Consider the following 26,648-nt stretch of genomic DNA (forward strand, 5'->3'; position numbering starts at 1 on the left):
GCTTTTCTTGCGGATGTGGTCAGGTACTGCTGCTGAAGGAGTACGGCGTGCGCTGGATGAGCGTCGGCGGCAGCAGCAGATGCCGCTCCGGTGCCGGCTCCTCGTCCCCGTGCGGGGAACTGCTCCCGGCCAACTGGTGGGCGAGGACGGCAACAATGTGCCGTGCCGCGTCTTCCGTTGGCTGGGAAACACTTGAAAGACCGACTGCGGCAGCCACCGGTGTGTCGTCGAACCCGATCAGAGCGGGCGAGGCCTGCTCCGGGTGCAGCTGGCGCAGTTTGGCCAGGGCACCAAGGGCGAGGGAATCACTGGCACAGACCACCGCCGTCGCTCCCTTGGAAGCGAGCTGTTCTGCACCCTGCGCACCGGCGGGGACGCCGTCGTCGGCCTGGATGTCAAGGCTGTCGGTGGGAAGCTTCGCCGCGCGCATGGCGCGCGCCCAGCCTGCCCGGCGGTCATCGCCGGCGCCGGAGCCTCCCGGCCAGCCGAGGAAGCCGACGGCAGTGTGTCCCTGTTCGATCAGCGTGCGGGTGGCCTGCTCGGTGCCCGCGCCGCCATCGACATCCACCCAGGGGTGCAGGGAGCCGAACGGGTCCTCGATGCTGCTCCACGGACGGCCGAACGCGGCGAAGGGGATCCCGTGCTCCAGCAACCATGCGGTGCGGTGGTCGCCATGGTGGGTGCCGGTGAGGACAAACCCGTCCAGGTCCGCCACCTTGAGGAGTTCCTCATACTGGCGGATCTCCCCGGCATCCGTATCGGCGCAGAACAGCGTGACCCGGTAACCCTCCTCCTGCGCCGCCTCGGTCAGCGCATGCAGGAAGCGGTCCAGGATGGAGCCGTTGATTCCGTCGACCACGGGCATCATGCGGATGCCGAAGTTCATGGAGCGGCGCGTACGCAGCTGACGGGCGGCTGCGCTGGGCCGGTAGCCGCTCTCGACGATTGCGTGCTGCACCCGCATCCGGGTCTCGGGCTTCACACGGTGCGGAGCGTTGATCACGTTGGAGACGGTCTGCCGGGACACGCCGAGGGACTCGGCAAGGCTGACCAGGGTGGTCTTCGACATGCTCTTCCTCTCGGGCCTCGTGGTGCCCCGAACCGTTACGGGGTGTTTACAGAATATGAACGTTCAAATAGTGTTGTCAACGAAAAGTTTGAACGATCTAAAAATCCGAACCTCCCTAGGAGAAACCAGTGGCGTACCTCCAGCCCTTCCTCCACAACCTCACCGGCGTGTTCAGCGCCCCCGTCCAGGCCTGGGCTGACCCCTACGGGCAGATCCGGGACTCGGGCGCCCAGGGCGTCCACTGCGGTGATGACCGCGTCATTCGTTCCGCTGTCCTTACGGTCAACGGCGCAGAGCCGGACTGGGTATCCACCCAGGTCCGCTCAGCCCAGCGGGTTGATTACCTGCACTTTGTCCGGGTGGAGTCGAACGTTGCGGATCCGCTGATGTACCTGACCCGGGCGCGCTCGGCGGAAGCCACCGGAATCTCGGAACAGATCCGCCTCGAATCGGCCTACGACTTCCCCTCCCGTCAGGAAATCCGGCTGGTGCTGGAGGCGGACAACACCCCGATGGAGCAGGTGAAGTCGGGCGCAGCGGGAAACTCGGGCCTTACCGTGGCCGGCCCCGATTGGAACTGGCGGGACGGAGACACTACCGCCCGGCTGGAAGCCCCGGAGGCGCAGATCAGCTACGACGGCGGCCGGATCACCCTCACCTGGCTGGTGGAGGTAGAGCCGGGCGGCGCCGTCGAGCTCGGCTGGAGGCTGGGAGTCGCCGATGCCGGCGCACCCATGGTGGCGCCGTCGGGCCCTGTTCTTACTGCTCCGACGGTCGAGGGTGAGGAGCTGCAGCAGCTGCTGGACCGCTCGATCTCCGACCTGAACGGCCTGCGCATGGCCACCGCGGACCGCCCGGAGGACGCGTTCCTTGCTGCCGGAGCACCCTGGTTCTTCACCATGTTCGGCCGCGACTCGCTCATCGCGGCACGGCTCCTGCTCCCGGTGGACACCTCCCTGGCGGGCAGCACCCTGCGGGCGCTGGCGTCCCGCCAGGGCGAGTGCACCGATCCGGACACCGCCGAACAACCCGGAAAGATCCTCCACGAGGTACGCCGCGGCACACTGTCCTTCAGCGAAGGCGGCTCGGGTATATCCCTCCCACCGGTGTATTTCGGCACCATCGACGCCACTCCCCTGTGGATCAGCCTCCTGCATGACGCCTGGCGGGCAGGACTGCCGGAGAAGCAGGTGGAAGGGCTGCTGGACCAGCTTGAGGCAGCACTGGTGTGGCTGCGGGACCACGGCGATTCCGACGGCGACGGGTTCCTCGAGTACAAGGACGAGAGCGGGCACGGCCTGGCCAACCAGGGCTGGAAGGACTCCGGCGATTCCATCCGCTGGCACGACGGCTCACTCGCCGACGGGCCCATTGCCCTGGCAGAAGTGCAGGGCTATGCCTATGAGGCAGCCCTTGGAGGAGCCGCTCTGCTGGACGCTTTCGGGCGCAGCGGCGGCGACGAATGGCGGCGATATGCAGCTGATCTGCAGGAACGGTTCCGGGATGCCTTCTGGTGCACCGATGAGCTGGGACCGTACCCGGCCATCGCCCTGGACTCGTCCAAGCGGGCAGTCGACGGCGTCACCAGCAACATGGGCCACCTGCTCGGAACCGGGATCCTCAATGATGATGAGGCCCGCGCCATTGCCGGGCGTCTGATGGATCCCACCATGTTCTCCGGCTACGGCATCCGGACGGTGTCCACCACCAACGGCGGGTTCTGGCCGACCCGTTACCACGCGGGTTCGGTATGGAGCCATGACACCGGCATGATCATCAGCGGCCTGCTCAAGGACGGTTTCACCGAGGAGGCTTCGCGGCTGGCCGGTGGGCTGCTGCGCGCCGCGGAAGGGTTCGACTGGCGCCTGCCCGAGCTGTTCTCCGGGCACCCCGCAAGCGAGGTGTGGCCGCCGGTTCCGTACCCGGCGTCGTGCCGGCCGCAGGCGTGGGCTGCGGCGTCGTCAGTTCCGATCGCGCAGGCGCTCGGCGGGCTTTAGACCGCCGTCGGGCCCCGTGGACCGTCGGCGCCTGAACCGCGATCGGGGTTCAGGCGCTGCCGGGCCCGGCGGCCCCGACGCGTTCCGCGTGCCCGGAAATGAGCCACTGAACCGCCGCAGCCTCATCGGTGAAGTACCGGCTGGGCGTCGCGGCGCGGTAGTTGAAGGCCGTCATCACCCGCGCCACCTCGTCGCTGCCGAGAACAGCGGTGCGGCTGGAGCAGGTTTCCTCCAGGAGCAGGTCCCTGGCCGGGGCACTGATGCCATCCACGAGGTCGATATGCACCAGCAGTGGTCGTTTGCACGTCGGTGACATCGCGATGACGGCACTCACGCTCGCCTCCACGTCATGCAGTTCCATCACAATTCCGGCATGCCACCGGAGGCGCAGGTAGGAACCCTCGTCGTCCAGTTCAAAGCGCGGACTGCCCCCCGATAACAGTGCCATTGTCCGGCTATCCCTCAGTGCCCGGGGCGCCGTGTCCCGGTGTCAGAAGCCAGTCGAGCGCCGCTGCAGGCTCGGTGAAATAGCGGGTGGGGTAGGCGGGTTCGTGGACCTCGCTGAAGAAGGTGGCGATGGTGCGGTCAACTGCCGTCGGGCCTACTATCGCCAACGCTGCGACATTCAGCCGCGACGCAAAGATCGCCAGGGCAGGGGCGTGGACCGTCACCATGGAGTTGAGGTTCGCGAGCATCGGCTTACACACCCCCGGGCATTCCTGATCCAGCCGGTCGAGGAGGTCCAGCGCGTCCTGCTCCGTGACGCTGATGTCCTCATTCCACTCAACCCGGACGTAACCGTTTTCCCGGGTGAGGGAAAAACGGCTGTCAGCGTCCGTCCCGTTCATTTTTCTCCCGCCGTCGGCTGCCGATAAGTCAATGTAACCCACGCCGCGCGCCCGGTGTCAGGAAATCCTGCGGGTTTCCCGCTCTTCAAGCACGTCCTCACCCGGCCCGCTGAAGTCCTTCCGCCGCCGCTCTGCGTCCGGGGAGCCGGTGAAGAGGCGGGCGTCGCGTGGGTGCCGGCGGGCGTCGTCGTCGGTCTCCTGTGAACTGGAAGCAGACGACGACGGCGGCACTGCCTCCCAGCGCTGGCGCGGCAGCGCCTCCGGGAAGCGGCTCTGGATGAACCCGACCATCTCCTCGCGGACGAGGCACTGAAGGTCCCAACGGGCACCGCTGTCCGCCGCGCTGACCAGGATGCGGGCGCGGACCATGCCGTCCGTCGCGCTGGTGATCTGCAGGGTGCCGGTACGGCCGTCCCACAGCTCGGATCCGTCGAGGATCTCCTTGAGCTTTACGCGCATCTGCTCGATCGGCACGCGCCAGTCCAGGTCGAGTTCCACGGTTCCCAGGAGCTCGGAGCGGCGCCGCGTCCAGTTCTCGAACGGGGTCGAGGTGAAGTACGTCGATGGCAGGATGATGCGGCGCTCGTCCCAGGACTGGACCACCACGTAGGTCATGGTGATTTCCTCGATGGTTCCCATTTCGCCTTCCACGAGGACAACGTCGTCCACCCGGATTGCGTCGGTGAAGGCCAGCTGCACGCCGGCGAAGACGTTGCTCAGCGAACTCTGCACGGCAAGGCCGGCAACGATCGAGATGAGCCCCGCCGAGGCCAGGATCCCTGCACCCAGCGCTCGCACCTCGTCGATGGTCAGCAGCACGCTCGCCAGGGCGAGGGTGATGATCACGGCGACGGCCACCCGCCGGGCGAGCATGATCTGCGTCTTCAGCCGGCGTGCGCGCCGGTTGTCCCGGCCCGAGCTCTCATAGTGGCGCAGCACCACGGTCTCGATGATGGAGAGTACGGCCACCAGGAGCCACGCGAGGGAGACGATGAGCGCCAGCACCAGCACGTAGTCCACGGGCGGAAACCACGCGGCGTCCCGGGCTGTGGCGCCGAGCGCTATCCGGATGCCAAGGACGGCCAGTACGGCCTGGAGCGGGGCGCGGGACTTGCGGGTGACCTCGTGGATCTGCGGGACTTTCCGCAGGGTCCGGGCGGCGATCCTGCGCAGGATCCAGGCGAGCACGACGGCGGCAAGAACCGCACCCGCGACGGCAAGAAAGGGAGTGAGCGCCTCAAGAAAGTCCATGATCCTACGGTCTCAGATGGCCCCGGGGGTCAGTCCAATCCCGCCCCCCCCTCGAGTCAGCAGGGTCAGTACAGGAAGATCGCGAACCACTCGCGGTTGTGCGCATGGAGGAGCACCAGGAACAGCACGAAGTCGAACAGCAGGTGCACGCTCACGATGTAGCTCAACGACTTGGTCTTCGAGAAGATCCACGCCTGAATCAGGGCGAACGGGTAAATGAGCACCGGCCCCCAGGCGTGGAACCCCAGTTCCCAGAGGAAGGACGTGAATAGCACCGCCTGCAGCACGTTGGCCTGCCAGTCGGGAAGATGGCGGCGCAGCAGCGTGAACGCCGTGCAGATGAAGAACAGCTCATCCCAGATACCGAGGACGTTGGTTCCCAGGAACAGCCGCGCGATGGTCCCGGGATCCGAGGCCGCCGGCCAGTTCTCATAGACCCCCGTAGGGATCATGTACACCGGCAGGAGGAGGTACCCGATGACGACGACGGCAAGCAGGTACCAGCGCTCCGTCCGGTTCCACTTCTGCCCGGTCAGAACCGGGAAACGGATGGCGTGGTCCTTGAAGACAAACCGGGACAGTGAGTAGGGCACTCCGACGGCCAGGATCATCGCCGCGCCCATGATCATCATGTGGCTGAAACTGATGTCGGTGGTGATGGGCACCGCACTGATGATCACCAGTCCGATGGCGAGCAGCAGCAGGTCCCTGAATAGCGGGTTTCCCGAGATCGGCCTGCGGGTGAAGTAGGCGGTTGCCAGTGCGGCCGCGAGGGCCAGATAGCCGAACAAACGCTGCTCAAGGGCAAACAGGAGGAAGCCGGAGCCTGAAACCAGGGCGGCGGACAGGAGCGGCAGCACCCGGGGGCGCGCGTCACGGCTCACCGTTGTGGTGGTCATGGTTCGAGCTTACGCCTGCACGGCGGGCGGTGCCCGCGCCTAGACTTGCGCAATGGTGAACACTACTGCCCACAGCGAAGCACGCGAATCACACATCGCCGGCACCCTCGTCGAAGCATTCAAGCCGCTCATGGAGGCGGATCCGCATGGATTCCGCACCAAGTTCCGCAAGATGGCCGCTGATCCGTTCGCGTTCTTCCGCGGCAGCGCGTGCCTGTTCTACGCGGACATGCGGGATCTGACGGACCAGTGGGCCAACGAGCAGACCAGCCGGGTATGGATCCACGGCGACCTCCACGCGGAGAACTTCGGAACCTATATGAGCAGCACCGGCCAACTCACGTTCGACATCAACGACTTCGATGAGGCGTACCTCGGCCACTTCTCCTGGGATCTGCGGCGGTTCACCACCTCGCTGGCCCTGATGTGCTGGCAGAAGGCCCTCCCCGAGGATGCGGTGCGTTCCCTCACGCGCACCTATCTCTCCTCCTACCTGGACCAGGTGAACCATTACGACGACGCCGGCCAGACGGATTTCGCGCTGCATCTGGACAACACATCCGGATCCATCCACGCCGTGCTGCTGGCCGCGCGCGCGTCCCGGCGCACCGACCTGCTCGACGGGATGACCGTCGTGGAAAACCATGAGCGGCATTTCCAGGACAACGGGAAGACCCGGCGGCTGGAGGCGGACGAGCACGCGATGGTGGCACGCGCGTTCGACGATTATCTCGGAACCATCCCCAGCGACAAGCGGTCCGAGCGGGAGGTCTTCTACCACGTCAAGGACATTGTCGGCAGCACCGGTTTCGGGATCGGGAGCGCAGGCCTGCCTGCCTACAACGTGCTCATTGAGGGCTACAACGAGGCGCTGGAGAACGACATCATCATCTCCATGAAACAGGGCAACGTTGCCGCGCCCAGCCGGGTGGTCACCGATGAACAGGTGGCCTCGTACTTCAAGCATGACGGGCACCGCACGGTCATCAGCCAGCGCGCGCTCCAGGTCCACACTGACACTTTCCTCGGCTACACCACAGTGGACGGCGTGGGTTTTGTGGTCGACGAGCTTTCCCCGTACAAGGCGGACCTCCGCTGGGACAACCTCACCGAGCCGGATGAGATCGAGCCTGTCCTGGTGGACCTCGGCCGGGCGACAGCCAAGGTGCACTGCGCCTCTGACGAGGACAGCGACCAGGATCTGGTGACCTTCCAGACGGAACGCGCCATCATGGGGGTGATCGAGGGACGCCGCGAAGAGTTCATCGGTGACATCCTTGAGTTCTCCCTCGAGTATGCGAAGACGGTCCGGGCTGACCACGCGCTCTTTGTCGACGCCTTCCGTGAGAACCGGATTCCGGGCGTCCCCTCCACCTAGGAAGTGAGGGGACTCCTGGTGGCCGGACTGCTAGTGTGGGATCAGGATCACTACAAAGCTTGCTTATCACCGTACCCGCCGTGGGCACTTCCGTCCCGGCGCCGGTATAGGCGCAGTGAGGAGTAGCCATGGGCAGCGCAGAGAAGAAGTTTTCGGCCACCGAAGAGTCGGACAGCAAGCACCCGAGCGATTGGGGGCGTGCCATGGCCGTGGCCATGAGCCGTCTGGTCGAGCTGGCGCACGAGGCGGGCGATGTCGTCGAAGACGAGAATCTTTATGGTGAGGACCTGCACCTGTACGTCACTGAGACAGACCACGGTGCCAACATCACCATGTCGTGGACGCCGAGCACTTCGCCTTCACGCGGACCCGCAGACGAGGACCAGTAATGAGTGCGCCGAACCCGGATCCCGAGCAGGACAAGGTCGCCGGCCTCGAACCCGGAGGCGGCGTGCCCCCGGGCGAGACGCCTCCGGGCGAGGCGAGCACCGCCGCACCGCAGGGGCATGACGAAGAGGCCCCCTCAGGCAGGGGCGCCTCGTTTGTGTGGCTGGCTGCGATCGGTGTCTTTGTGCTGCTGGGGATCCTCCTGTTTGTCGGCTACATCGGTGGGCTGTTCAGCTAACCGGGGCAGGCGAAAGCACAGCGGCCGTACCCGTGGGGGACGGCCGCTTTGCTGTGTCCGGGCGGTCCGCCGCTAGACTCCGTAGTAGTTTCGCAGCTCGGTTTCCTGCTCGGCGGTGAGCCCCTCCTCCGCCGTGAAGTCGGGGGCATCCTTGATCTTGTCTCCCGAGACAGCAACATAAAGGTTGTCACCATCCAGCCGTGCGCCGGCGAGGGGGATGAAGTGTTCCCTCGAGTTCAAAAGGCCGAGCCCCACCGTCACCCAGGCGGGCTTGCGCGAGATCCCGTCAAGGTGCACCTGCGACACATTGCCGAGTTTTTCGCCGTCGGCATCCCACGCCGTAGCCGTCTGCAGTTCTTCCATTCCCAGGTGATCCATGACGCCTCCACGATTCCGGTAACAAGTAGCCTTACCATTCCAGTGCATCTGGGCCGCAAAGGCAACGAAAGGAGCGCCCCACTCAAGGGGGCGCTCCTTCACCGGCGATTGCCGCCGTCGTGCCTGCGTGAGCGAACAGCTACGCCGCGTCGGCCGCTTCAGCCGCCTCGTTGATCATCGGCAGCCACTTGTCCAGTGCCCAGACGAGCGAGAGCGGGCTGGCCGCGGAGATGGACAGCGTGAGCGTGTTGTCCGCATCGGCCACGAGCGCCCCGGTCTCCACCGCCGGAATCTGGCTGAGCAGCGGGTCCTCGCCGATTGCTTCCCTGGTGGCGTCATCCGGAACCCAGGTCACGAAGACGTCGGACTCGAGTTCATCGGCACGTTCGGCTGACCACGGAATGAAGAACTCGTCACCGGTGGTGTTCTCTGCGACGACGTCGGCCATCTGCATGCCGATCTGGGTCAGGAACCGCGGGCGGTTGTCGCTGGCCGTGTAGATGTTCACGCCCTCGGCGCTGTTCGGCTCCAGGTTGCCGAAGATGAAGGTCTTCCCCTCAATGGCCGGGTATTCGGCTGCGGCTTCAGCGATCTGCTCCTCGGTTTCCGCAATCAACTGGTCCGCTTCCTCAGCGAGCCCCAGCGCCTCACCGATCATGGCGGTGGAGTCCTGCCAGGCGGTGCCGTACGCCACCTCCGGGTAGGCCACCACCGGCGCAATCTCGCTCAGGGTGTTGTAGTCCTCCTCGGTGAGGCCGGAATAGGCAGCGAGGATCACGTCCGGGTTGGTTGCCGCGATCTCGTCGAACGCGATGCCGTCAGCTTCGGAGTACTGCACCGGCGCGTTCTCGGTACCGATCGCAGCATCGAGCTCTTCAAGCTTGGCGTCCTTCCAGGGCGTGGACCCCTGCTCGTTTCCGCCGTACTCGTCCACCGGCATACCGACGGGAACCACTCCGAGGGCGAGCGCCACATCAGCGTTGACCCAGGACACGGTGGCGACGCGCTCGGGCTTCTCCTCGAGGACGGTCTCGCCGAAGGCATGCTCGATGGTGACGGGGAAGGCCTCTGCGGAACCGGCGTCGTTGGCTCCTGCGGCTTCGGAACCGCCTCCAGCCGGGCCCGTGGAGCAGGCGGAGAGGGACAGGGCGGCGACCGCTGCCGCGGCGATCAGACCACGGAGGCGTGTGGGGGCCATGGGGGCTCCTTGACTTTCGAAACGGCGTCGACCACGACGCGCGGAATGGATACGAAAGTAAGGTTAGCCTACGCTTTCTCCGATTACGAAATGTTTATGTTGCGTAATCCCTCAGCCGCGCGCTTTGCGGGTTTCCCTGTCGTTGGCCTTCTGGATGGCGTCCACCAGATCCTTCTTGCTCATGCTCGAGCGTCCGGAGATATCCAGCTTCTTCGCGACCTCGTACAGGTGCTCCTTCGTGGCATTGGCGTCAACACCGCCGGCGGTTTCCTTCGACGTTCCGCGCCCGCCTTTTGCCTGCTCGTCCGACGGGCCTTTCCTGCCCTTCTGCTCCCAGTGGTCCCCCACCTTCTCGTGGGTGTGTTTCAGGGCGCTGTAGGCGGTGCGGTGCGCCCGCTCGCCGTCACCGTATTGTTCCTCCGCCGAATCGAGTGTCTTGGCGAAGGTTTCCTGCGCCTTTTTGTTCGACCGCTGCAGGGTGCTGGGCAGCTCGTCCTTCTTGACCTTGCCTGACTTCGTCACCTTGGGCATTGCATCTGCTCCTCTTCACACAACGGGCAGGGATTGCACTTAACGAGACTACCGCTGCGTGCGCAGATAGACAGGAAGTTTTATCTGCGCACCCAGCGGCTTTAGACGAACGACGGAGCCGGGCCGGCTGCCACCCCCGCCAGGTACTTCGCGAGCGCGCCGGGTGCCGAGCGCGGTGCCTCTGACTCCACCCGTGCGTTGTAGTTGGTGTTGGTGTTCACGTCATAGGTGAGCACACGCCCGTCGGCTGTCTCCATGAACTCGATCCCGCACACCTCGATCCTGTTCCGGCGTGCAAACTCGAGATACTTCCCGATGATCGGGTGGTCAAAGCCGCGGCGCAGACTGAACAGCTGCTGGTCGGCTTCGGGTTCGATGGTTGCGCCGGGAGGCATGATCGGCTTGCCGGTATCCGGGTCAATGGCACAGGCGTCCGCCGGGCAGAGCTGGAACCCACCCCTAGCGGTGTCAGCCTGGATGGCGTAGATGAACTCGCCGCCCACAATCTCGACGCGGGTGATGATCGGCTCCGCGGCCTGGATGAACTCCTGGATCAGCGTGATTCCGTCCTGTGGCTCTTCGAACTCGCTGGACGCCACGTACTCGGCCAGCTCCTCATGACTCTCGAACTTGCGGACGCCGAGGCCTTTTCCACCCTGGTTGTGCTTGGTGATGAACGGAACCGGGAAGTCCTTCGCCGCTTCGAGGATGCGGTCCCGGCCGATCGCCGCCACGGTCCGCGGTGTGTCGATCCCGGCCGCCTTCAGCGCCGTCAGCTGATCCACCTTGCTCATCTCGAGTTCCAGGATGCGGCGTCCGTTGATGACCCGGCGGCCGTGCGCCTCGAGCCAGGACAGCACCGCCCGGGCGTAATCCTTGGACAGCCCGTGGTCCCGGGTATGGGCGGAGGCGCTGATCCGCGACCAGAAGATGCCCTCCGGCGGCACCGAGTCGAGGTCGAGGACCCCGTCGGTCAGCAGCCACTCCTCGAACTCCAGGCCCTCCTCCTCGAAGGCGCGGGCAAACGGCGGGAACCACTCCGGGTTCTCATGCAGGGCATAGATTTTTGTGCGGCTCATGTCCGGTGCAACCTTCCGTTCCGGCGGGCTATTCCTGTTCCCACGCCTACTCCGACGCCGGCAGATAGATTCCGTTCCCCGGACCCATCGGGATCTCGAAGAAGAAGAAAATACTGAGGATGGCTGCCCACGCCAGCCAGAACGGGATCACGAACGGCAGCATGCGCGCAATCAGCGTGCCGAGTCCGGCATCGGGCTCGTACTTCCGGAGCATCGCCAGCAGCACGATCATGTATGGGTTGAGCGGGGTGATCACCTGGGTGGCCGAATCGCCCACCCGGAAGGCGCCCTGGATGAACGCCGGCTCATAGCCGAGCAGCACGAACAGCGGCACGAACACCGCCGCCATCAGGGTCCACATGGCAGACCCCGAGATAATGAAGAGGTTCAGCAGCGAGGCCAGCACAATGAATCCCAGGATGGCGGGGTATCCCGTCAGGCCGATCGTTTCCAGTCCGGTGGCACCGGCCACCGCAATCCACTGGCCGATCCCGGACCAGTTGAACAGTGCGATGAACTGGCCGAGGATGAACGCCAGCACCAGGAATCCAGCCATGTCCCGGATCGCCTCGCCCATCACCCGGGGTACGTCCCGGCCCGTTGTGATGGTTCCGACGATCTTCCCGTACACAAGGCCGGGCACCACAAACATGGTGAACACAATGAAGACGATCGAACTGAGCAGCGGCGACCTGGGCAGGTAGTCACCCTCCTCGTTGCGCCACGGCGAACCGGGCAGGCTCACCGCAACGGCGATGACCACGGCGAGCACGACGCCGACAATCATCGCCCAGCGCAGCGCTTTGCTTTCCTTCGGCTCCAGTTCCGCCCGCAGGTCCGTGGCCCGGCTGGGCGCCGCGTCAGCGTCTCCGGTCACCTCATCGCGGGGCACCCCCTGGCGGTTCAGTCGCGGCTCAAGCACCCTGTCGATGATGAATCCGGCCAGAGCCATGAGCACCAGCGCGGAGGCTACGTTGAAGTAGTAGTTCGAGACCGGTGTGACCGGAGAGCCGGCGTTGGGCAGCGTCTCGGTGACCGCCGTCGTAATTCCGGCGAAGAGTGCATCCAGGCTGGTGACCAACAGGTTGGTCGAGTAGCCTGCGCCCGCGGCAGCGAAGCCGCCCAGGAGACCGGCGACGGGGTGGCGCCCGGCCGCCTTGAACACCAGGGCGGCCAGGGGTGGAATGACCACAAAGGCGGCGTCGGACATGATGGAGCCGAGAACGCCGACTACGCCGACGGCGTACGGGAGCGCCCAGCGCGGCGCGGAGCCGAACGCCTTGCGGATCATCGCCGCGAGGAGGCCGGACTTCTCAGCCACGCCGACCGCGAGCAGGATGGGCAGCACCGTGACCAGCGGCGGGAACCCGAGGTAGTTGGGCCCGAGATTCTCGGTCAGCCAGGTGAGGCCTTCTGCAGTGAAGAGCCCGCGGATTATTGTGACTTCGGTTGCGCCGGGTACCTGCACGGTGACGTTCGCCCACGCCATGGCGGTCGAGACAACGGCGGTGATCCCGAACAGGATCAGGAAGAGCGTGAACGGCTCGGGCAGCTTGTTCCCTACGCGCTCCACGCCGTTGAGGAAACGGTCGGTGAGGCTGCGCCGGGAGTCGGTGGTTGCTGTTGACACGGGTGCTCCTAGGAGTGCGGAAGTTCAGGTGGGTGTCAGTCGAAGTAGGCGGGTACGTCGATCGGCCCGCCCTGCGCGGCGAACTCGTCCGCGACGGCGCGCTGCAGGTCCGGGTCACACAGGTAATCCAGTGCGGTCAGCGCAAGTCCGGCGGCGCCGTCGTACGCGCCCTGCTCGGCGGCCTCCGTGTTGGCGGCGGCGGCAAACCCGCTGGTATGGAGGGCGGTGTCCGGGGACGCGATGCTGATGAGCGGGTGGATTCCGGGGATCCGGTAGCTGACGTTGCCGAAGTCCGTGGAGGCGGCAAGGGTGTCGGAGACAACGCCGGCCGGCAGCGGCGCGCGTCCGCGGCCCTGCTGTGCGCGGACCCATCGTCCGGTGAGGGCGCTGTTGGTGCGGATGGGCAGCGACGGCGGATGCTCATCCCAGGACAGTTCGACGGCGGTGCCCGTCATGAGCGCCGCGCCGCGGGCAATGTCATCAAGGCGCCTGCTCAGGTCCTTCAGCGTCTCCGGAAGCCGCGAACGTGCATACAGTTTCAGGACAGCGCGGTCGGGGATGATGTTTGGGCTTCGTCCGCCCTCCACGATGTTGGCGTGCACGCGGTCCGACGGCGGAAGCTGCTGCCGCAGCAGGCCGATTCCCTGGTACGCGAGGCTGGCGGCGTCGAGGGCGTTGCGGCCCATGAACGGTTGGGCGGATGCGTGGGCGGGGACGCCCGTGAAGGTGATGGTCAGCAGGCGGCGGCCGAGCCAGGCCTGGTCCGCGAGGTCATAGCCGTAGGGATGGACCATGATGGCGGCGTCCACGCCGTCGAAAGCGCCGTTGCGCGCCATCACTTCCTTGCCGGAGTGGCCCTCCTCGGCAGGGGTCCCCAGGAACACCACCCGTCCCGGCAGGCGGTCCCGAACGGATGCCAGCGCGAGGAAGGCACCGACGCCGGTGGCCGCGATGACGTTGTGCCCGCAGGCGTGGCCGATGCCCGGCAGGGCGTCGTACTCGCTGAGGACGGCGATGGTGGGTCCGGGCGCGTTTCCGGTGATCTCGGCGCGGATGGCTGTGGCAACGCCGTGCGCCCCCACCGTCGCGTCAGGACCGTGGGCGCCGATCACGTCGGCGAGGACCCGGGCGCTGGCGTGCTCCTGGTAGGCCGTTTCCGGATGGGCGTGGAGCGTGTGGACGATGTGCGCGAGATCGCCCTCCAGGGCGGCTATGCGATGGTTGACGGCGTCGGTGAGCTCCTGCGGCGCGCCGCGGTACGGGGAGGGTGCAGGTTCTGCGGTCTGCATGCGCACCCGGGTCTCGGCTGCGATGGCGTGGAGGAAGGCCGGGTCCGGCACGGTTGGTTCGGTCATCTGGGTAGCTTAGGCAACCAATCCCCGCCGGGAGGAGATCGAGGCAACCCGGGGTAATAAACGCGTTTCCCCCTTGACAGGCAACATGGTGTACCCGCAGAAATAACGCCGCCGTAACTGCACGGCAACACCGGGGAGGGACGCTTGAATCACCGGCGGGAAAGCCGGGTCTCCACCGCACTCCAGGAGCCGCAATGTCTCTGCTCACCCACACCGAAATAATCCGCATCCGCGACCTCGCAGCCCTGCGCCGCGGGGACGAGATCGAAGCCCACCTCCGTCACGAAGTCCACTACCGCGGCCGGGTGGAGGACACCGCTCCCGGCATCGGCGTGGTGTGGATCCGTGATTCCTCCGATGGCACCCGCGCCATCCTCCACGCCGAGGAATACGCCATCTGGCAGATTCGCACGGCGCCAGCCCGGACCGGTATCGCCGCGTAACCGCGCCCACAAGAATCAAGCCACGACGACGACGGCGGTTCCCTCCCGCTTACGGGGAGGGAACCGCCGTCGTACTGCTGTGGGGTGCCTGCCGGCCTAGCGGGTGGGCTCGCGTTCCAGCGCGGCCTCGTGCTCCTCGTGGGCCTGCTTGAGCAGTGCCATGAACTCGGTTTCATTCCGGATGAGCCGCTTGTACTTCTCGGGCTGGCTCCGCAGCATCTTCTCCTCGGCGCACATCTTGTCGAAGATGCGCTCGCGCTCGTTGATGTCGGTCTCGTAGTTGAGGTCGAGGTACTGGACGGCGTGGCGGCGGGCACCGGAGACGAGGTTCTTGACCTTGCCCTTCGGGCTGAGGAGGGACGCAAGGATGGTGATGAACAGGATGGCCACGATCACGCCGAGCGACAGCAGGGTGGGGATCTCCACCACCTCGACGTGCTCGCCGTTGTTGATGAACGGAACAGTGTTCTCATGCAGCGCGTGGAGGATCAGCTTTACTCCGATGAAGCCGAGGATCGCCGCCAGCCCGTAGGAGAGGTAGATGAGCCTGTCGAGCAGGCCGTCAATAAGGAAGTACAGCTGCCGCAGGCCCATCAGGGAGAACGCCGTGGCCGTGAAGACAATGAAGACGCTCTGCGTCAGTCCGAAGATTGCCGGGATGGAGTCCAGGGCAAAGAGGATGTCCGTGCCGCCGATCGCCACCATCACCAGGAGCATGGGCGTGAGGACCTTCTTGCCGTCCTCGATGGTGAAGAGCTTGTCGCCGTCGTAGTGTTCCGTGGCCGGAAGGAAGCGCCGAGCGAGGCGGACTACCAGGGTCTCTTCCTCCTCGACGTTCTTCGGCTTCAGGATGTTGCCTGCGGTGAGCAGGAGGATGAGTCCGAAGATGTAGAACACCCAGGCGAAGGAGTTGATCAGCGCCGCGCCCAGGAAGATGAAGCCGGTCCGCGCAATCAGCGAGAACACGATGCCGAACAGGAGCACCTTCTGCTGATCGGCCCGCGGAACCTTGAACGTGGTCATGATGATGAGGAAGACAAAGAGGTTGTCCACGGAGAGGGCCTTCTCGGTGATGTACCCGGCGAAGTACTCCGCCCCCATGTCTCCGCCGCCGAAAATCAGCACACCGAAGCCGAACAGTATTGCGATGCCCACATAGATGGAGGACCAGACCGCTGCTTCCTTCAGCGAGGGTGTGTGCGCCTTCCGTACGTGGAAGAAGAAGTCGAACAGCAGCAGCCCCACAATGCCGACGATCGTGAACATCCAGACAGTAGTGGGTACTTCCATGCGGTATCTCCTCGGCAGCGGGCGTGGCTTTCACGGTAGTTCGACGGTCAGCGCACCCGCAAGCAATTCAGCTACCGGTAGAAGGCCTCCTCGCTGCGGCGATGATCCTGTCGAATTCCCCATCCAGTTCGGAGTCGATCTGTTGGCGGCCTGGATCCGCGTCATACCAGGCGAGAATCTCCCGCGCACCGAGCGCAAAGGGTGTTGTGCAGACAAACTCCGGGACGAGGGCCTTCACCTTGGTGTTGTCGAAGATCACGGAGTGCGATTTGTCGCCGAGGAGCTGCGGGCCGAGGTCCGGAAGGTATTCGGCGATCGCCTCGGAGGCAACATGCACCAGGTCGGGTTCCGGCGCTCCCGCGGCCTCGGCGAACAGCTGGTAGATACGGTTCCAGGGCAGCACCTCGTCAGAGGTGATGGTGAAACTGTCCCCGATCGCCTGAGGCAGCCCGAGCAGCCCCACGAAGGCCTTCGCGAAGTCGGTGCTGTGCGTCAGCGTCCACAGGGACGTGCCGTCACCGTGAACCAACACCGGGCGTCCGGCCCGCATCCGGGCAATATCCGTCCAGCCTCCCGCCAGAGCGATCTTGGTGTGGTCATAGGTGTGGGAGGGGCGGACGATCGTGATTGGGAAGCCCCGCTCCCGGTACTCGGCGACGAGCAGGTCCTCGCAGGCGATCTTGTCCCGCGAGTACTGCCAGAACGGGTTGCGCAGCGGGGTGGATTCACGGATGGGCAGTGCGGCCGGCGGCTTCTGGTAGGCCGAGGCCGAACTGATGAACACATACTGTCCGGTGCGCCCGGTGAACAGTTCGATATCGGTCGCCACATGGTCGGGCGTAAACGCCACGAAGTCGACGACGACGTCAAAGGTGCCGTTGCCCAGGGCTGCCCGGACGTCCTCCGGCTTCCGGATATCCGCCTGCACCAGTTCTGCGCGCGGCGCTGCCGGGCGCCCGGTACTGCTCCCCCGGTTCATCAGGGTGACCGAATGGCCGGAGGCGAGCGCCCGGTCGACGACGGCGGTGCTGATCACTCCGGTCCCGCCGATGCACAGAATCCTCACGGCGTGCTCACCAGGCGTAATCCTCGGGCGCCGTCTTGTGGCCCGGGAAGATGTCGTCGAGCGCTGCCAGGGTGTCGTCGTCGAGCTTTATGTCGAGGGCGTGCAAGCCGCCGTCGAGCTGTTCCCGGGTGCGCGGTCCGATGATCGGCGCGGTGACTGCGGGCTGCGCGAGGAGCCAGGCCAGCCCGAGGTCGGCCGGTGTTTGGCCGAGCGAGTCCGCGAGGTCCTCGTAGCGCTGGATCTGGTCGCGGTGCTTCTGAAGCGTGTCCGCAGCACGTCCCTCGAGACGGCGCACGCCCTCGTTTTCCTTCTTCAGGACACCACTGAGCAGCCCGCCGTGCAGCGGGGACCAGGGGAGGATGCCGAGACCGTACTCCTGCGCGGCGGGGAGGACTTCGAGTTCCACCGTCCGGGTCAGCAGGTTGTAGATGGACTGCTCGCTGATAAGACCGGTGTAGTTACGGCGGGCCGCTGCGGCCTGTGCCTGGGCGATATGCCAGCCGGCGAAGTTGCTGCTGCCGGAGTAGAGGATCTTGCCCTGCCGGACGGCCACCTCGATGGCCTGCCAGATCTCATCCCAGGGTGTGTTCCGGTCAACGTGGTGGAACTGGTAGAGGTCGATGTAGTCGGTCTGGAGGCGGCGGAGGCTGGCATCGAGGGCGCGGCGGACGTTCAGCGCGGACAGCTTGCCGTTATTGGGCCACTCGTCCATGTCGCCGTAAAGCTTGGTGGCCAGCACCGTCTTCTCGCGCCGCCCGCCTCCCTTGGCGAACCAGCGGCCGACAATCGCCTCGGTGCGGCCCTTGTTCACTCCCCAGCCGTAGACGTTCGCGGTGTCGAAGAAGTTGATGCCCGAGGCGTGGGCCGAATCCATGATCGAGTGGGCGTCAGCCTCCTCCGTCTTGGGTCCGAAGTTCATGGTGCCGAGGCACAGCCGGGAAACAGTCAGGCCGGAGCGGCCGAGGTGCGTGTACTGCATCAGCGAAGTTCCTAACGGGTTTGTGCGGGGACGAGCTGGAATTCGCTTTCCATCCTGCCAAGCCCGGGGCTCCAGCGCCAGAGGTGACTTTTTGTACACCTCTGGTGACTCCGGCCGCGGAGAACCCACCAGACCTGCACAAACGTTGCCGGACGCCTAGGATTTCATCCATGACTTCTCCCTCCGCCCTGCCCGTGGCGCTGATCACCGGAGCCTCCCGGGGCATCGGCCGTGCCATTGCCGATGAGCTCGCGTCCACCCATCACCTCCTCCTCGGCGGTCGGGACCGGGCGGCGCTGGAGGCCCTGGCCTCGTCGTACCCATCAGCCGAGCCCTTCGCGGTGGATGTGCGGGAGGTGTCCGGAACTGACGTGGCGGGGATTGACCGGCTGGACGTGCTGGTGCACTCCGCCGGTGTGCTCAAGATGGGCGCCATCGCCGACCTTGAGGACGAGGCCTGGCGGACCAGCTTCGAGATCAACGTCTTCGCCGTCGCAAAGCTGACCCGGCTGCTGCTGCCCGCCCTGCGCGCCGCCCGGGGGCAGGTGGTCGCGATCAACTCGGGCTCGGGCTACAGTTCCGGGGCAGGATCAGCGGTCTACAGCGGCACCAAGTTTGCGCTCCGGGCCCTCACCGACGCGCTCCGCGAGGAGGAGCGGCCCCACGGCGTCCGGGTCTCCTCGATCCACCCCGGCCGGGTAGCCACCGACATGCAGGCTGAGCTGCACGAGTTCGAGGGCAAGGACTACTCCCCCACCGCCTGGATCCAGCCCGAGCAGGTCGCCAGGACGGTTCGTCTCGCCGTGGACGCGCCCCGTGATTCCACAGTGGAGTCCCTCAGCATCCGGCCCTCGGGAATGGCATGAACGCCGTCCGCCTGGTTGCCAGGGTCACCGGCGAGGTCCAGGGCGTCGGGTTCCGGTACCGCACACGTCAGCAGGCTGAACAGCTCGGCCTGGTGGGGTCCGCCACCAACCGCTCCGACGGCTCGGTGCTCGTGGTGGCCGCCGGACCGCCGTCGTCCGTCCAGCAGTTCCTGCGCTGGCTGCGCTCGGGAGATGCTCCAGGGCGCGTTGAGAATGTCGAGGCGGAAATGCACGACGACGGTGCCGGCGGTCTGAGCGGTTTCGTCACCGACTAGCGGGCCGGCTCCACCGCGCGCGGCTTCCCGAACTGGGTCTGGACGCCCGGCGAGTAGAGCACGGACTCGGGCGGGCCGTCCACGTCGAGGCCCGCTGCACGCACGAGGCCGTCGTGGCAATGCTGCAGCGCGGCGGCCTGGAGCGGCCAGGGCGAGTGGGTGTTGGGGATGTAGAGGGTCCGGCCTGCCAAGGTGGAATGGAGACCGAACCGCGCGGTCAGGAAAACCGAGAGCGGATCAGCGGCCGCACGGTCCTCGGGGATGACAGCGAAGGATGACGACGCGCCCCGGAACCGGTTGACCGAGTACCCGATTCCGTCCGGACGGTTCCAGGTCCGGCACCTGGACCAGACGTAGGGAATGCCCGCGGCACGTGCACCGAGCACCACGGCGAGGCGGGACGCATCAAGGGTGAGAAACACGACGCCGCGCTCTCCGTCCCTGCCCCGTGAGTACAACCGCACGTTGACTTCCGTGAACGTGCCGAAATACCGGACCGGCACGCCGCGCCCAAACCCTGCTCCGCGCATCCGGAAACCGATGAGTCCCACCCAGGAATCGCCGTCGTACTCGTCCGGGCCAGTGCCCGGCGGCATGAAGCGGGCCGCCTGGGCAGTACTGATCCGCCAGTGCAGGAAGACGGCGTCGCCCCAGAACTGGTCCATGAGCGCCGGCCCGCGCAGGGGTGGCGGCTGGGGCCAGGACACTTGCGGTCCCGGATCAGACATGGGTCTTCGGCACCTCTTCGCCGCCCTCGACGTCGGTCTCCCGTTTCCGGATGCGGTCCAGCGCGTCCATGACCGGCGTGGCGGTGATGCCGTGCAGCAGGATGGAGAGCGCGACCACGAGCCCCACGAACGCCCAGACCTCGGTCGCCTCGGCGTCGAATTCACCGTTGCTGAGCCCGTACCCGATGTAATAGAGACAGCCGATTCCACGGACCCCGAAGAAGGCGAGCGCCACTTTCTCCCTGAGACCGGTATCTCCCCCGAGCAAGCCGAGCAAGCCTGCCAGCGGGCGGACCAGCAGCAGGAAGGCGAGGGCCAGAACGACGTCGGTCCAACCGATCGTTTCAAACAGTCCCCTCGCGATCGCTCCACCGAGCAGCACCAGGATGACCACCGAGAGAAGCCGTTCAAGCTGTTCAACGTAACTGTGGAGCACGCGGTGGTAACCGTGGTCGCGTTCCTCGTTCCGGACCGTGATGGCACAGACAAAGACGGCGATGAAGCCATACCCTTCGAAGGTTTCGGCCAGCCCGTAGGCCAGGAAGGTCGCTGCCAGCGCGACGAAGCCTTCCGAGTGGTTCGAGAGCCGGAACGAGTCCTTCCTCGACGAGAAGAAGAGCCGGCCCAGCAGCCGGCCCGTCCCGTAACCGATCAGCACCCCGAAGCCGATCCGCCACAGGACGTCCACCGCAAACCACTGCGGAAACCACTCCGGCGAAGTGCCGAGGAGGCTCATGGTGATGGCGAGGTAGACGAACGGGAACGCGAGCCCGTCATTGAGGCCCGCCTCGCTCGTCAGCCCGAAGCGGACCTCGTCCTCACGGTCGAAGCCCTCCTCGCCGTCAGCCGGTTCACCGACCTGGACTTCCGAGGCAAGCACCGGGTCGGTGGGGGCCAGTGCCGCGGCGACGAGAACGGCGCTCGCCAGCCCGAGACCGAGGAAGAAATACCCCATGAGAGTGAACGCCAGGATGCAGAGCGGCATCACGATCCCCAGCAGCCGCCAGGTGGTGGACCACGAGCGCCAGCCGAGCGGCCGGTCGAGGGCCAGCCCCGCGCCCATGAGCGAGATGATCACGCAGACCTCGGTGAGGTGCGTGGTGACGACGTCGTACTTCACCGGGTCTGGGTCCGGAAGGTACTTGATCAGGGCGAACGCCACGATTCCCGCGGAAAGGAACACCATGGGCATGGAAACGGGCGCCCGCCGCAGCAGGCGCGGCAGGAGCGCTGCCGCAAAAACGATGATGCCGAGAACCGTATAGATGATGCTCGGTCCCTCGAAAAGCTTGAGCACGTCAGTTGCCTCTCACCAAATTGGTCCTGCCTAAAGATACTCGGGGCACGTGCACTTCGTGGCGGCGGGGAAGCACGGATGGGATACTGGGCCGGATGGGAAAGCGCGAAGCGTCGACCGGGACTCCGGCCACAGTTCTGCTGGCACAGCTCGGGATTCCCTTCCGAACCTTCAGCTATGTGCTTGATCCCGCGTCCGAATCCTACGGAACCGAAGCCGCGGAAAAACTGGCCACGGATCCTGCGCGGGTCTTCAAGACACTGATGGTCGACGCCGGCACCCACCTGGCCGTCGCCGTCGTACCCGTCAACCGGTCACTGAATCTGAAGGCGATGGGCGCCGCGTGCGGAAGCAAGCGGGTGGCTCTGGCCGACCGCGCCGCCGCGGAGCGCAGGACCGGTTACGTCCTGGGCGGCATCTCACCGCTCGGGCAGCGGCACCCCAGCCCGCTGGTTCTTGATGAGTCCGCTCTGGCCTTCGGGACCATCCTCGTCTCCGGCGGGCGGAGGGGCCTTGAAATCGAGTTGGCGCCGGCTGATCTCCTCCGCGTCACCGACGGTACGACGGCGCCCCTCGCCGTTCCTTGAGCGTACGTACTATTGTGAGGCCCAGTTGTCCTAATCCGTCCGGCAGACGAGAGCACCCGTGCATCACCAAGGCATGTTGGCGGTCGTTAACGCGTCCGCCGGAACAGCGAACCGGCGCAGTGTTGACGCCGTCGCCTCCTTCCTTGCCTCGGCGGCGGTCAGGCGGCGCACGTCCTTCGATCTTGCCCACACCGAGGACCTTGACGGGCTCGACGCCGTACTGCGAAGCCTCGAGGGGCGGCAGCTGATACTGCTCGGCGGTGACGGCTCCATCCACGCGGCGGTCCAGTGCCTCCATCAGGCAGGGACCCTCGGCTCGGCGGGGCCGATCGGCATCATTCCCGTGGGCACCGGAAATGACCTCGCCCGGTCGCTGGAGATCCCGCTTGAGCCGTTGCAGGCCGCGGACTGTGTGCTGTCCGGCCGGCCGCGGTCCATGGAGCTGCTGCTGAGCGGGGACCGCGTCGCTGTCAATGCCGTTCACATGGGAATCGGCGCGGATGCCGCTGACAAGGGTGCCGAGGTGAAGAAGCAACTGCGGAAGGTGAAGGCCGGAAAGCTGGGCTATCCGCTGGGCGCCCTCGCAGCCGGCATCAGTTCTCCCGGGCTGAACCTCACTGTCCAGGTGGATGGTGAGGTTCTCCATGACGGTTCCAGCCCCCTGCTGATGGCGGCGCTCGGCCTCGGCGGCACCGTTGGCGGAGGTGCGCGCCTCATACCGGACGCCAACCCGCATGACGGGCTTGTCGACGTCGTGCTGTGGGAATCGGTGGGCAGGGCAGCGCGGGTGGGCTACGCCCTCGGGCTCAAGAACGGTGACCATGCGCGCCGAAGTGACGTGCGGATCGGCCGCGGACGGACCGTGGAGATCAAGGCGGTGGACGGCTGCGGCTTCCGGATCAGCAATGACGGCGAACTTTTAGGCCCTTTCACCCACCGCCGCTGGGAAGTGCAATGTAATGCCTGGCAGGTCATCGCGCCGCAGTAATCGGCACGGATTTTCCGCTGTTTCTGCAGGCAAGTCCGGAATCACTCAAGGTTTCCACAAGAGAGTGAGAGGACTCTGTTTCCATGGCAATCAGCCACGTAGGCTGAGTGTCAGCTACAGCAATGACGTGCCCCTCGCGGGCACCTAGCGGAGGCTGATTATTCAAGTTCCTTCCCTTGGGCGGGTCGTGACGACCTTCGATAGGGGAACCAAATGGGGAGTGATTTGTGAGTGATGTCAAGCCGGTATCCGGCCGCCGCCGCGCTGTGAAGAACCGGCCGCGCGCGGTCCGGTCCGGTATGAGCGTGTGTCTTGCGCTGGCTGTGATCTATTCCTTCGGCCATCCCGGATCCACCCCACTGACCTCCGGCGTGGGCGTCACCGGCGCCGTGACATCGGGCCTGGATAGCTCCAGCGGAACCATCCTCGCGCAGGGCAGCGGCCTGACAATGGAGGCAGGTCTCCCGCATACCGGATACGTCGGCGCGCAGGTACTCGGACAGCCGTCGCAAACGTTCCCGTTCGGCACAACCGATTCCCTCGTTCCCGGGCGCGAGCTCCCCGGCCAGGCCGCGTCAGGCAGGTCGACGGAAGGAAGTGGCACCAGTATTGCCGGGATGAACGGCGGCGCGGAGCGTCCCGACAAGGGAATGCTCATCTCTCCCTTGCAGTTCCTCTCGCCGAGTTCCCCCTTCGGCGTACGTACCAGCCCCATCACAGGGCAAAATAACGAGTTCCACTCCGGACAGGATTTCGCGGCGCCCTGCGGCACCCGAGTCTTCTCGGCCGACGCCGGTATTGTGCGGGCTGTCGGCTGGCACCCCTGGGGTGGTGGAAACCGCGTGGAAGTTGACCACGGCAACGGCCTGGTCACCACCTACAACCACCTCGAGGGCATCGCTGTGAAGACCGGCGACCGCGTTGGTGCGGGTCAGGTCATCGCCACCATCGGCACCTCCGGGTTGTCCACGGGCTGCCACCTGCACTTCGAGACCATACTCGATGGCGAGCACACCGACCCCGCTGCATGGAAGCTGATTCCGGTTGAGAACAGCGGCCCGGCCGACATGCCCGCCCTGGTGAACTACACCCCCGGGACAAATGGCAGCAAAGACGGTAACACCGCCTGGGTCGCCTACCTCGCTTCTGCCGAAGCTATCCACCCGGTGGCCGTGAACTCACCTCCGCGGGTCGATGCGGACATGGCCGCCCAGGGCCCGCGGTCATCCACGCGGACCACCACCGCCGGTGGAAACCAGTCGACGGGCCCGGGCAAGCCGTCCTCATCCATCTCCGTGGCCGCCACCCCGTCGCCCTCGCCGTCCGGGACGAAGTCCACCACCACGTCTCCGAAACCCAAGACGCCAGCTCCGGGGACCAGCTCACCCACTCCGACAACCAGTACTACGCCACCGCCACCAAAGGCTTCCGGGGACACGGAGTCCGCCCCTTCCACTCCAACTCCGCCGGCGTTGACAGCCACCGATCCGGCACCGGCACCGCCGGTAGCGGATCCCACGCCGACGCCACCGGTCACCGACACCACCCCTACGCCGCCGGTCAACGAGCCCACGCCCCCGGTCACCGACACCACGCCCGCGCCTCCGCCGGTGGTAACGGCACCGGAACCCGCGCCCGTGGTGGTGGTACCCGATCCGACACCGGCGCCTGGAGTTACCGATCCCACGCCCGCCGTTCCGGCCCCGGTACCGACAATCTCGGTCACGAACCCGCTTGAGGCCTGCGATCCCGCGGTTGACCCCGAGGCCATTGTGGTGGACCCGGTCACCGGTGAGCCGGTCCTCGACCCGGTGACCGGTAAACCCATCAAGGCTTCAGAGCTGTGCGCATCTGCCTCTGCAACCGCATCAGCATCCGCTTCCACTGCGGCTGGGGCCACGGGCACTGAACCGGCTCGCGAGGTCGATCCCGCACTGGTTCCTGCACCGTAACCGGATCGCCGCCGAGTACCAACGCTTTCACATTTCGGGGCGGTAGCCGCACGTCGGCTGCCGCCCTCTATGGACTGACAGCCGTATTGGTGCTGCCGAAACCGGCCCAGTGCGGACCATCGAGCGTAGGCTCGATAGTAGGAAGCCGCTCGGCAGAGATACTCCAGGTTTCCACCACGGGCCGCGCGCGAAGCGAGTGCACGGCCGCCAGTCGGGGTCCATGCTCTGGCGTTGTACAGAATCGAGGCCGTCTTGGCCGCCAACGATCCAGCACCCGGACCTGAGGAATTGCAGGATCTGCTCCTGAAAAGCCCCGGCTTCACTGAGTTCCTGCTGAGCCTCAGCACCATCTCGGCGTCTCTGTTCAGCACAGACGGTTCGGTCCACTGCGCCATCACCGTCGAACGTAACGGGGGCCCCACTACCGTCGCAAGCAGCAGCACCACAGCCCAGCGGCTGGATGAACAGCAGTACGCGTTCGACGACGGCCCCTGCCTCACTGCTCTGCGCGGGCAACATACTGTCCTGATTCCAGACCTCGGCGGGGATCAACGCTGGCGCCGGTATGCGCAAGCTGTGACGGGCGAAGGAATCGGGGCCGTCCTCGCCGTGCCGATCCCCACGGACAGCACAGCGAAGGCAGCACTCAACTGTTATGCCCCTGACACCACTGTTTTCACGGTGAACATGGTTGCGTCCATCGAGAAGCACGCGGTCTCGCTATCGAGGATCCTGAGGTTGGCCCTGCGCGTTCACCCGGCCGACCACTATCCCGATGACCTGCGCGCGGTCATGAAGTCACGGGCTGTGGTGGATGCCGCCATTGCGCTGGTGATGGTCCAGAACCGTCTGAGCCGGGAGGCCGCAATGACGTTGCTGCAGGTGGCCTCCCGGCATCACGACACGAAAATCCAGGACATCGCAGACGAACTTCTCAGAAAATCGACGGCGGCCACCGTGGTTAGCCGCACGGCCGAGGACGGGTAATTCGACACGGGATGCATTGGGGTTTCGCCGAGGATGGCATCAGAGGACGATGGAAAAGAGACAGTCACGGAAGAAAGGGAGAGTGAGATGGATACCCAGAACCGCCATTCCCATGCCGCCGGCGGGATGGAGCGCCCGGACGTCCTGGTGCAGTTGGAGGACCTCCTGTCCGGCAGCGCCGAAGTTCGGGAATTTCTGGGCGAGATGTCCCGGGCGGCCGCCGAACGGCTGTCCGCCCCGGACAACGAGGTTTCCTGTGGCGTGACTGTGATTCGGCGCAAGAGGCCTGTGACGGTGGCGAGCAGCGACCCCCGCGCCCGCACACTCGACGAGCTGCAGAACAGCTACGGGGACGGCCCCTGTCTCACGGCGCTCCGTGAGGGAACCAGAATTCTTGTTCCGGACGTGCACTCGGACAACAGATGGCCGGACTACTTTCGGGCAACCGCAGCAAGTGGTGTCTCGTCCATGCTGGCTGTTCCCATGGACGTCAAGAGCACCGGACAGGCCGTCCTGAACCTCTATTCGCCCCGCGTCCTGGGCTTCTCCGCGGAAAGCGTCGCCACTGCGGAGGACGTAGCAGGCGAAGCCTCCAGGGCGCTCCACCTCGCACTCAAAATCGCCCAGCTCAGTGAACTGCGGGATGACCTCACCGCCGCATTGGAGTCCCGGACCATTATCGCCACTGCAGTGGGGGTGATCATGGCCGAGAACCGGTGCACGCGGGACAAGGCATTCCAGGTCCTGGTGGACGCCAGCAGCCATCGCAATATCAAGCTGCGCGTTCTGGCCGAGAAAATTGTCGATCGGGTCGGGGGCGACTGCGGCCAGGGGACAATCTTCCAGGAGTAATCGCTGCAGGGGCCCGGGTGGTAGGACGAGCCGCAGAAGCCTAGGCTGTAAGAGCGTACACGGCCCGCGCTTCCACCGGATGGGCGTCAGCTGACTCCCG

The 26,648-nt window shown here is 65.7% G+C and carries 28 protein-coding genes; 12 read left to right on the top strand and 16 right to left on the bottom strand.

What is annotated here, in order from left to right:
- Nucleotides 1–19: 19 nt before the first annotated feature.
- Complete coding sequence (locus BLS52_RS03065) at nucleotides 20–1,069, bottom strand: LacI family DNA-binding transcriptional regulator (RefSeq protein WP_090584430.1); 1,050 nt, start codon at nucleotides 1,067–1,069, stop codon at nucleotides 20–22.
- Nucleotides 1,070–1,197: 128 nt separating this feature from the next.
- On the opposite strand from BLS52_RS03065, the gene BLS52_RS03070 reads away from it, so the two are divergent.
- Nucleotides 1,198–3,066, top strand: coding sequence for a glycogen debranching N-terminal domain-containing protein (locus BLS52_RS03070; protein ID WP_090584431.1), 1,869 nt, complete (start codon nucleotides 1,198–1,200; stop codon nucleotides 3,064–3,066).
- A gap of 49 nt (nucleotides 3,067–3,115) precedes the next feature.
- Here the strand turns inward: BLS52_RS03070 and BLS52_RS03075 are convergent, their stop codons facing one another.
- The 4 genes from BLS52_RS03075 to BLS52_RS03090 all read right to left on the bottom strand — a co-directional run bounded on the left by BLS52_RS03075 (nucleotide 3,116) and on the right by BLS52_RS03090 (nucleotide 6,064).
- The gene (locus BLS52_RS03075; RefSeq protein ID WP_090584432.1) at nucleotides 3,116–3,514 is read right to left on the bottom strand and encodes a DUF7793 family protein; all 399 of its coding nucleotides are present in this window, start codon (nucleotides 3,512–3,514) and stop codon (nucleotides 3,116–3,118) included.
- A 7-nt stretch (nucleotides 3,515–3,521) separates the two neighbouring features.
- Complete coding sequence (locus BLS52_RS03080) at nucleotides 3,522–3,914, bottom strand: DUF7793 family protein (protein WP_090584433.1); 393 nt, start codon at nucleotides 3,912–3,914, stop codon at nucleotides 3,522–3,524.
- A 57-nt stretch (nucleotides 3,915–3,971) separates the two neighbouring features.
- A complete protein-coding gene (locus BLS52_RS03085) occupies nucleotides 3,972–5,165 on the bottom strand; it encodes a mechanosensitive ion channel family protein (RefSeq protein WP_090584434.1) in 1,194 nt (397 codons plus the stop codon).
- Between the two features lie 65 nt (nucleotides 5,166–5,230).
- Nucleotides 5,231–6,064 carry a CPBP family glutamic-type intramembrane protease gene (locus tag BLS52_RS03090; protein WP_090584435.1) on the bottom strand — a complete coding sequence of 278 codons (834 nt, stop codon included), beginning with the start codon at nucleotides 6,062–6,064 and terminating at the stop codon, nucleotides 5,231–5,233.
- A 52-nt stretch (nucleotides 6,065–6,116) separates the two neighbouring features.
- On the opposite strand from BLS52_RS03090, the gene BLS52_RS03095 reads away from it, so the two are divergent.
- The 3 genes from BLS52_RS03095 to BLS52_RS03105 all read left to right on the top strand — a co-directional run bounded on the left by BLS52_RS03095 (nucleotide 6,117) and on the right by BLS52_RS03105 (nucleotide 8,067).
- Nucleotides 6,117–7,442: a DUF2252 domain-containing protein gene (locus BLS52_RS03095; protein ID WP_090584436.1), complete on the top strand. Its 1,326-nt coding sequence runs from the start codon at nucleotides 6,117–6,119 to the stop codon at nucleotides 7,440–7,442.
- Nucleotides 7,443–7,570: 128 nt separating this feature from the next.
- Entirely contained in the window at nucleotides 7,571–7,831 is a 261-nt protein-coding gene (locus tag BLS52_RS03100; protein WP_090584437.1) for a hypothetical protein, read from the top strand.
- A complete protein-coding gene (locus BLS52_RS03105) occupies nucleotides 7,831–8,067 on the top strand; it encodes a DUF6480 family protein (protein ID WP_090584438.1) in 237 nt (78 codons plus the stop codon). The genes BLS52_RS03100 and BLS52_RS03105 overlap by 1 nt, the downstream gene beginning before the upstream one ends.
- Before the next feature lie 72 nt (nucleotides 8,068–8,139).
- On the opposite strand, the gene BLS52_RS03110 is transcribed toward BLS52_RS03105, so the two are convergent.
- From BLS52_RS03110 to BLS52_RS03135, 6 genes are all read right to left on the bottom strand, one after another.
- Nucleotides 8,140–8,445: a PRC-barrel domain-containing protein gene (locus BLS52_RS03110; RefSeq protein ID WP_090584439.1), complete on the bottom strand. Its 306-nt coding sequence runs from the start codon at nucleotides 8,443–8,445 to the stop codon at nucleotides 8,140–8,142.
- 139 nt (nucleotides 8,446–8,584) lie between these two features.
- Nucleotides 8,585–9,643, bottom strand: coding sequence for an iron-siderophore ABC transporter substrate-binding protein (locus tag BLS52_RS03115; RefSeq protein WP_090584440.1), 1,059 nt, complete (start codon nucleotides 9,641–9,643; stop codon nucleotides 8,585–8,587).
- Nucleotides 9,644–9,754: 111 nt separating this feature from the next.
- Nucleotides 9,755–10,174, bottom strand: coding sequence for a ChaB family protein (locus BLS52_RS03120; protein WP_090584441.1), 420 nt, complete (start codon nucleotides 10,172–10,174; stop codon nucleotides 9,755–9,757).
- 101 nt (nucleotides 10,175–10,275) lie between these two features.
- Nucleotides 10,276–11,253: an ATP-grasp domain-containing protein gene (locus BLS52_RS03125; protein WP_090584442.1), complete on the bottom strand. Its 978-nt coding sequence runs from the start codon at nucleotides 11,251–11,253 to the stop codon at nucleotides 10,276–10,278.
- Between the two features lie 46 nt (nucleotides 11,254–11,299).
- Complete coding sequence (locus BLS52_RS03130; RefSeq protein WP_090584443.1) at nucleotides 11,300–12,883, bottom strand: AbgT family transporter; 1,584 nt, start codon at nucleotides 12,881–12,883, stop codon at nucleotides 11,300–11,302.
- Between the two features lie 35 nt (nucleotides 12,884–12,918).
- Nucleotides 12,919–14,238: a M20 family metallopeptidase gene (locus BLS52_RS03135; protein WP_090584444.1), complete on the bottom strand. Its 1,320-nt coding sequence runs from the start codon at nucleotides 14,236–14,238 to the stop codon at nucleotides 12,919–12,921.
- Nucleotides 14,239–14,432: 194 nt separating this feature from the next.
- Between BLS52_RS03135 and BLS52_RS03140 the strand changes: the two genes are divergently transcribed.
- On the top strand, nucleotides 14,433–14,681 hold the full coding sequence (locus tag BLS52_RS03140) for a hypothetical protein (protein WP_090584445.1): 249 nt from the start codon (nucleotides 14,433–14,435) through the stop codon (nucleotides 14,679–14,681).
- A gap of 96 nt (nucleotides 14,682–14,777) precedes the next feature.
- Here the strand turns inward: BLS52_RS03140 and BLS52_RS03145 are convergent, their stop codons facing one another.
- From BLS52_RS03145 to BLS52_RS03155, 3 genes are all read right to left on the bottom strand, one after another.
- A complete protein-coding gene (locus tag BLS52_RS03145) occupies nucleotides 14,778–15,971 on the bottom strand; it encodes a TerC family protein (protein ID WP_090584446.1) in 1,194 nt (397 codons plus the stop codon).
- 67 nt (nucleotides 15,972–16,038) lie between these two features.
- The gene (locus BLS52_RS03150) at nucleotides 16,039–17,037 is read right to left on the bottom strand and encodes an SDR family oxidoreductase (RefSeq protein WP_245702661.1); all 999 of its coding nucleotides are present in this window, start codon (nucleotides 17,035–17,037) and stop codon (nucleotides 16,039–16,041) included.
- Nucleotides 17,038–17,044: 7 nt separating this feature from the next.
- Nucleotides 17,045–18,016, bottom strand: a complete 972-nt coding sequence (locus BLS52_RS03155; RefSeq protein ID WP_090584448.1) for an aldo/keto reductase — start codon at nucleotides 18,014–18,016, stop codon at nucleotides 17,045–17,047.
- A 170-nt stretch (nucleotides 18,017–18,186) separates the two neighbouring features.
- Between BLS52_RS03155 and BLS52_RS03160 the strand changes: the two genes are divergently transcribed.
- Together BLS52_RS03160 and BLS52_RS03165 are read left to right on the top strand one after the other, a co-directional pair.
- The gene (locus tag BLS52_RS03160) at nucleotides 18,187–18,882 is read left to right on the top strand and encodes an SDR family oxidoreductase (protein WP_090584449.1); all 696 of its coding nucleotides are present in this window, start codon (nucleotides 18,187–18,189) and stop codon (nucleotides 18,880–18,882) included.
- Complete coding sequence (locus BLS52_RS03165; RefSeq protein WP_090584450.1) at nucleotides 18,879–19,157, top strand: acylphosphatase; 279 nt, start codon at nucleotides 18,879–18,881, stop codon at nucleotides 19,155–19,157. The genes BLS52_RS03160 and BLS52_RS03165 overlap by 4 nt, the downstream gene beginning before the upstream one ends.
- Here BLS52_RS03165 and BLS52_RS03170 read toward each other — a convergent pair.
- Nucleotides 19,154–19,885: a YqjF family protein gene (locus BLS52_RS03170; RefSeq protein WP_175460069.1), complete on the bottom strand. Its 732-nt coding sequence runs from the start codon at nucleotides 19,883–19,885 to the stop codon at nucleotides 19,154–19,156. The two genes, BLS52_RS03165 and BLS52_RS03170, sit on opposite strands and share 4 nt — an antisense overlap.
- Nucleotides 19,878–21,182 carry a cation:proton antiporter gene (locus BLS52_RS03175; protein ID WP_245702662.1) on the bottom strand — a complete coding sequence of 435 codons (1,305 nt, stop codon included), beginning with the start codon at nucleotides 21,180–21,182 and terminating at the stop codon, nucleotides 19,878–19,880. Before BLS52_RS03175 ends, BLS52_RS03170 begins: the two co-directional genes overlap by 8 nt.
- 95 nt (nucleotides 21,183–21,277) lie before the next feature.
- On the opposite strand from BLS52_RS03175, the gene ybaK reads away from it, so the two are divergent.
- From ybaK to BLS52_RS03200, 5 genes are all read left to right on the top strand, one after another.
- On the top strand, nucleotides 21,278–21,769 hold the full coding sequence (gene ybaK, locus BLS52_RS03180) for a Cys-tRNA(Pro) deacylase (protein ID WP_090584452.1): 492 nt from the start codon (nucleotides 21,278–21,280) through the stop codon (nucleotides 21,767–21,769).
- Between the two features lie 73 nt (nucleotides 21,770–21,842).
- Nucleotides 21,843–22,757, top strand: a complete 915-nt coding sequence (locus BLS52_RS03185) for a diacylglycerol/lipid kinase family protein (protein ID WP_090584453.1) — start codon at nucleotides 21,843–21,845, stop codon at nucleotides 22,755–22,757.
- Between the two features lie 227 nt (nucleotides 22,758–22,984).
- Nucleotides 22,985–24,709 carry a M23 family metallopeptidase gene (locus BLS52_RS18255; RefSeq protein ID WP_245702663.1) on the top strand — a complete coding sequence of 575 codons (1,725 nt, stop codon included), beginning with the start codon at nucleotides 22,985–22,987 and terminating at the stop codon, nucleotides 24,707–24,709.
- Nucleotides 24,710–24,940: 231 nt separating this feature from the next.
- Entirely contained in the window at nucleotides 24,941–25,696 is a 756-nt protein-coding gene (locus tag BLS52_RS03195) for a GAF and ANTAR domain-containing protein (protein WP_245702664.1), read from the top strand.
- 87 nt (nucleotides 25,697–25,783) lie between these two features.
- A complete protein-coding gene (locus BLS52_RS03200) occupies nucleotides 25,784–26,548 on the top strand; it encodes a GAF and ANTAR domain-containing protein (RefSeq protein ID WP_090584455.1) in 765 nt (254 codons plus the stop codon).
- The last annotated feature ends 100 nt before the right edge of the window (nucleotides 26,549–26,648 follow it).

Source organism: Arthrobacter subterraneus, from assembly GCF_900099735.1.
Lineage (GTDB): Bacteria > Actinomycetota > Actinomycetes > Actinomycetales > Micrococcaceae > Arthrobacter_D > Arthrobacter_D subterraneus.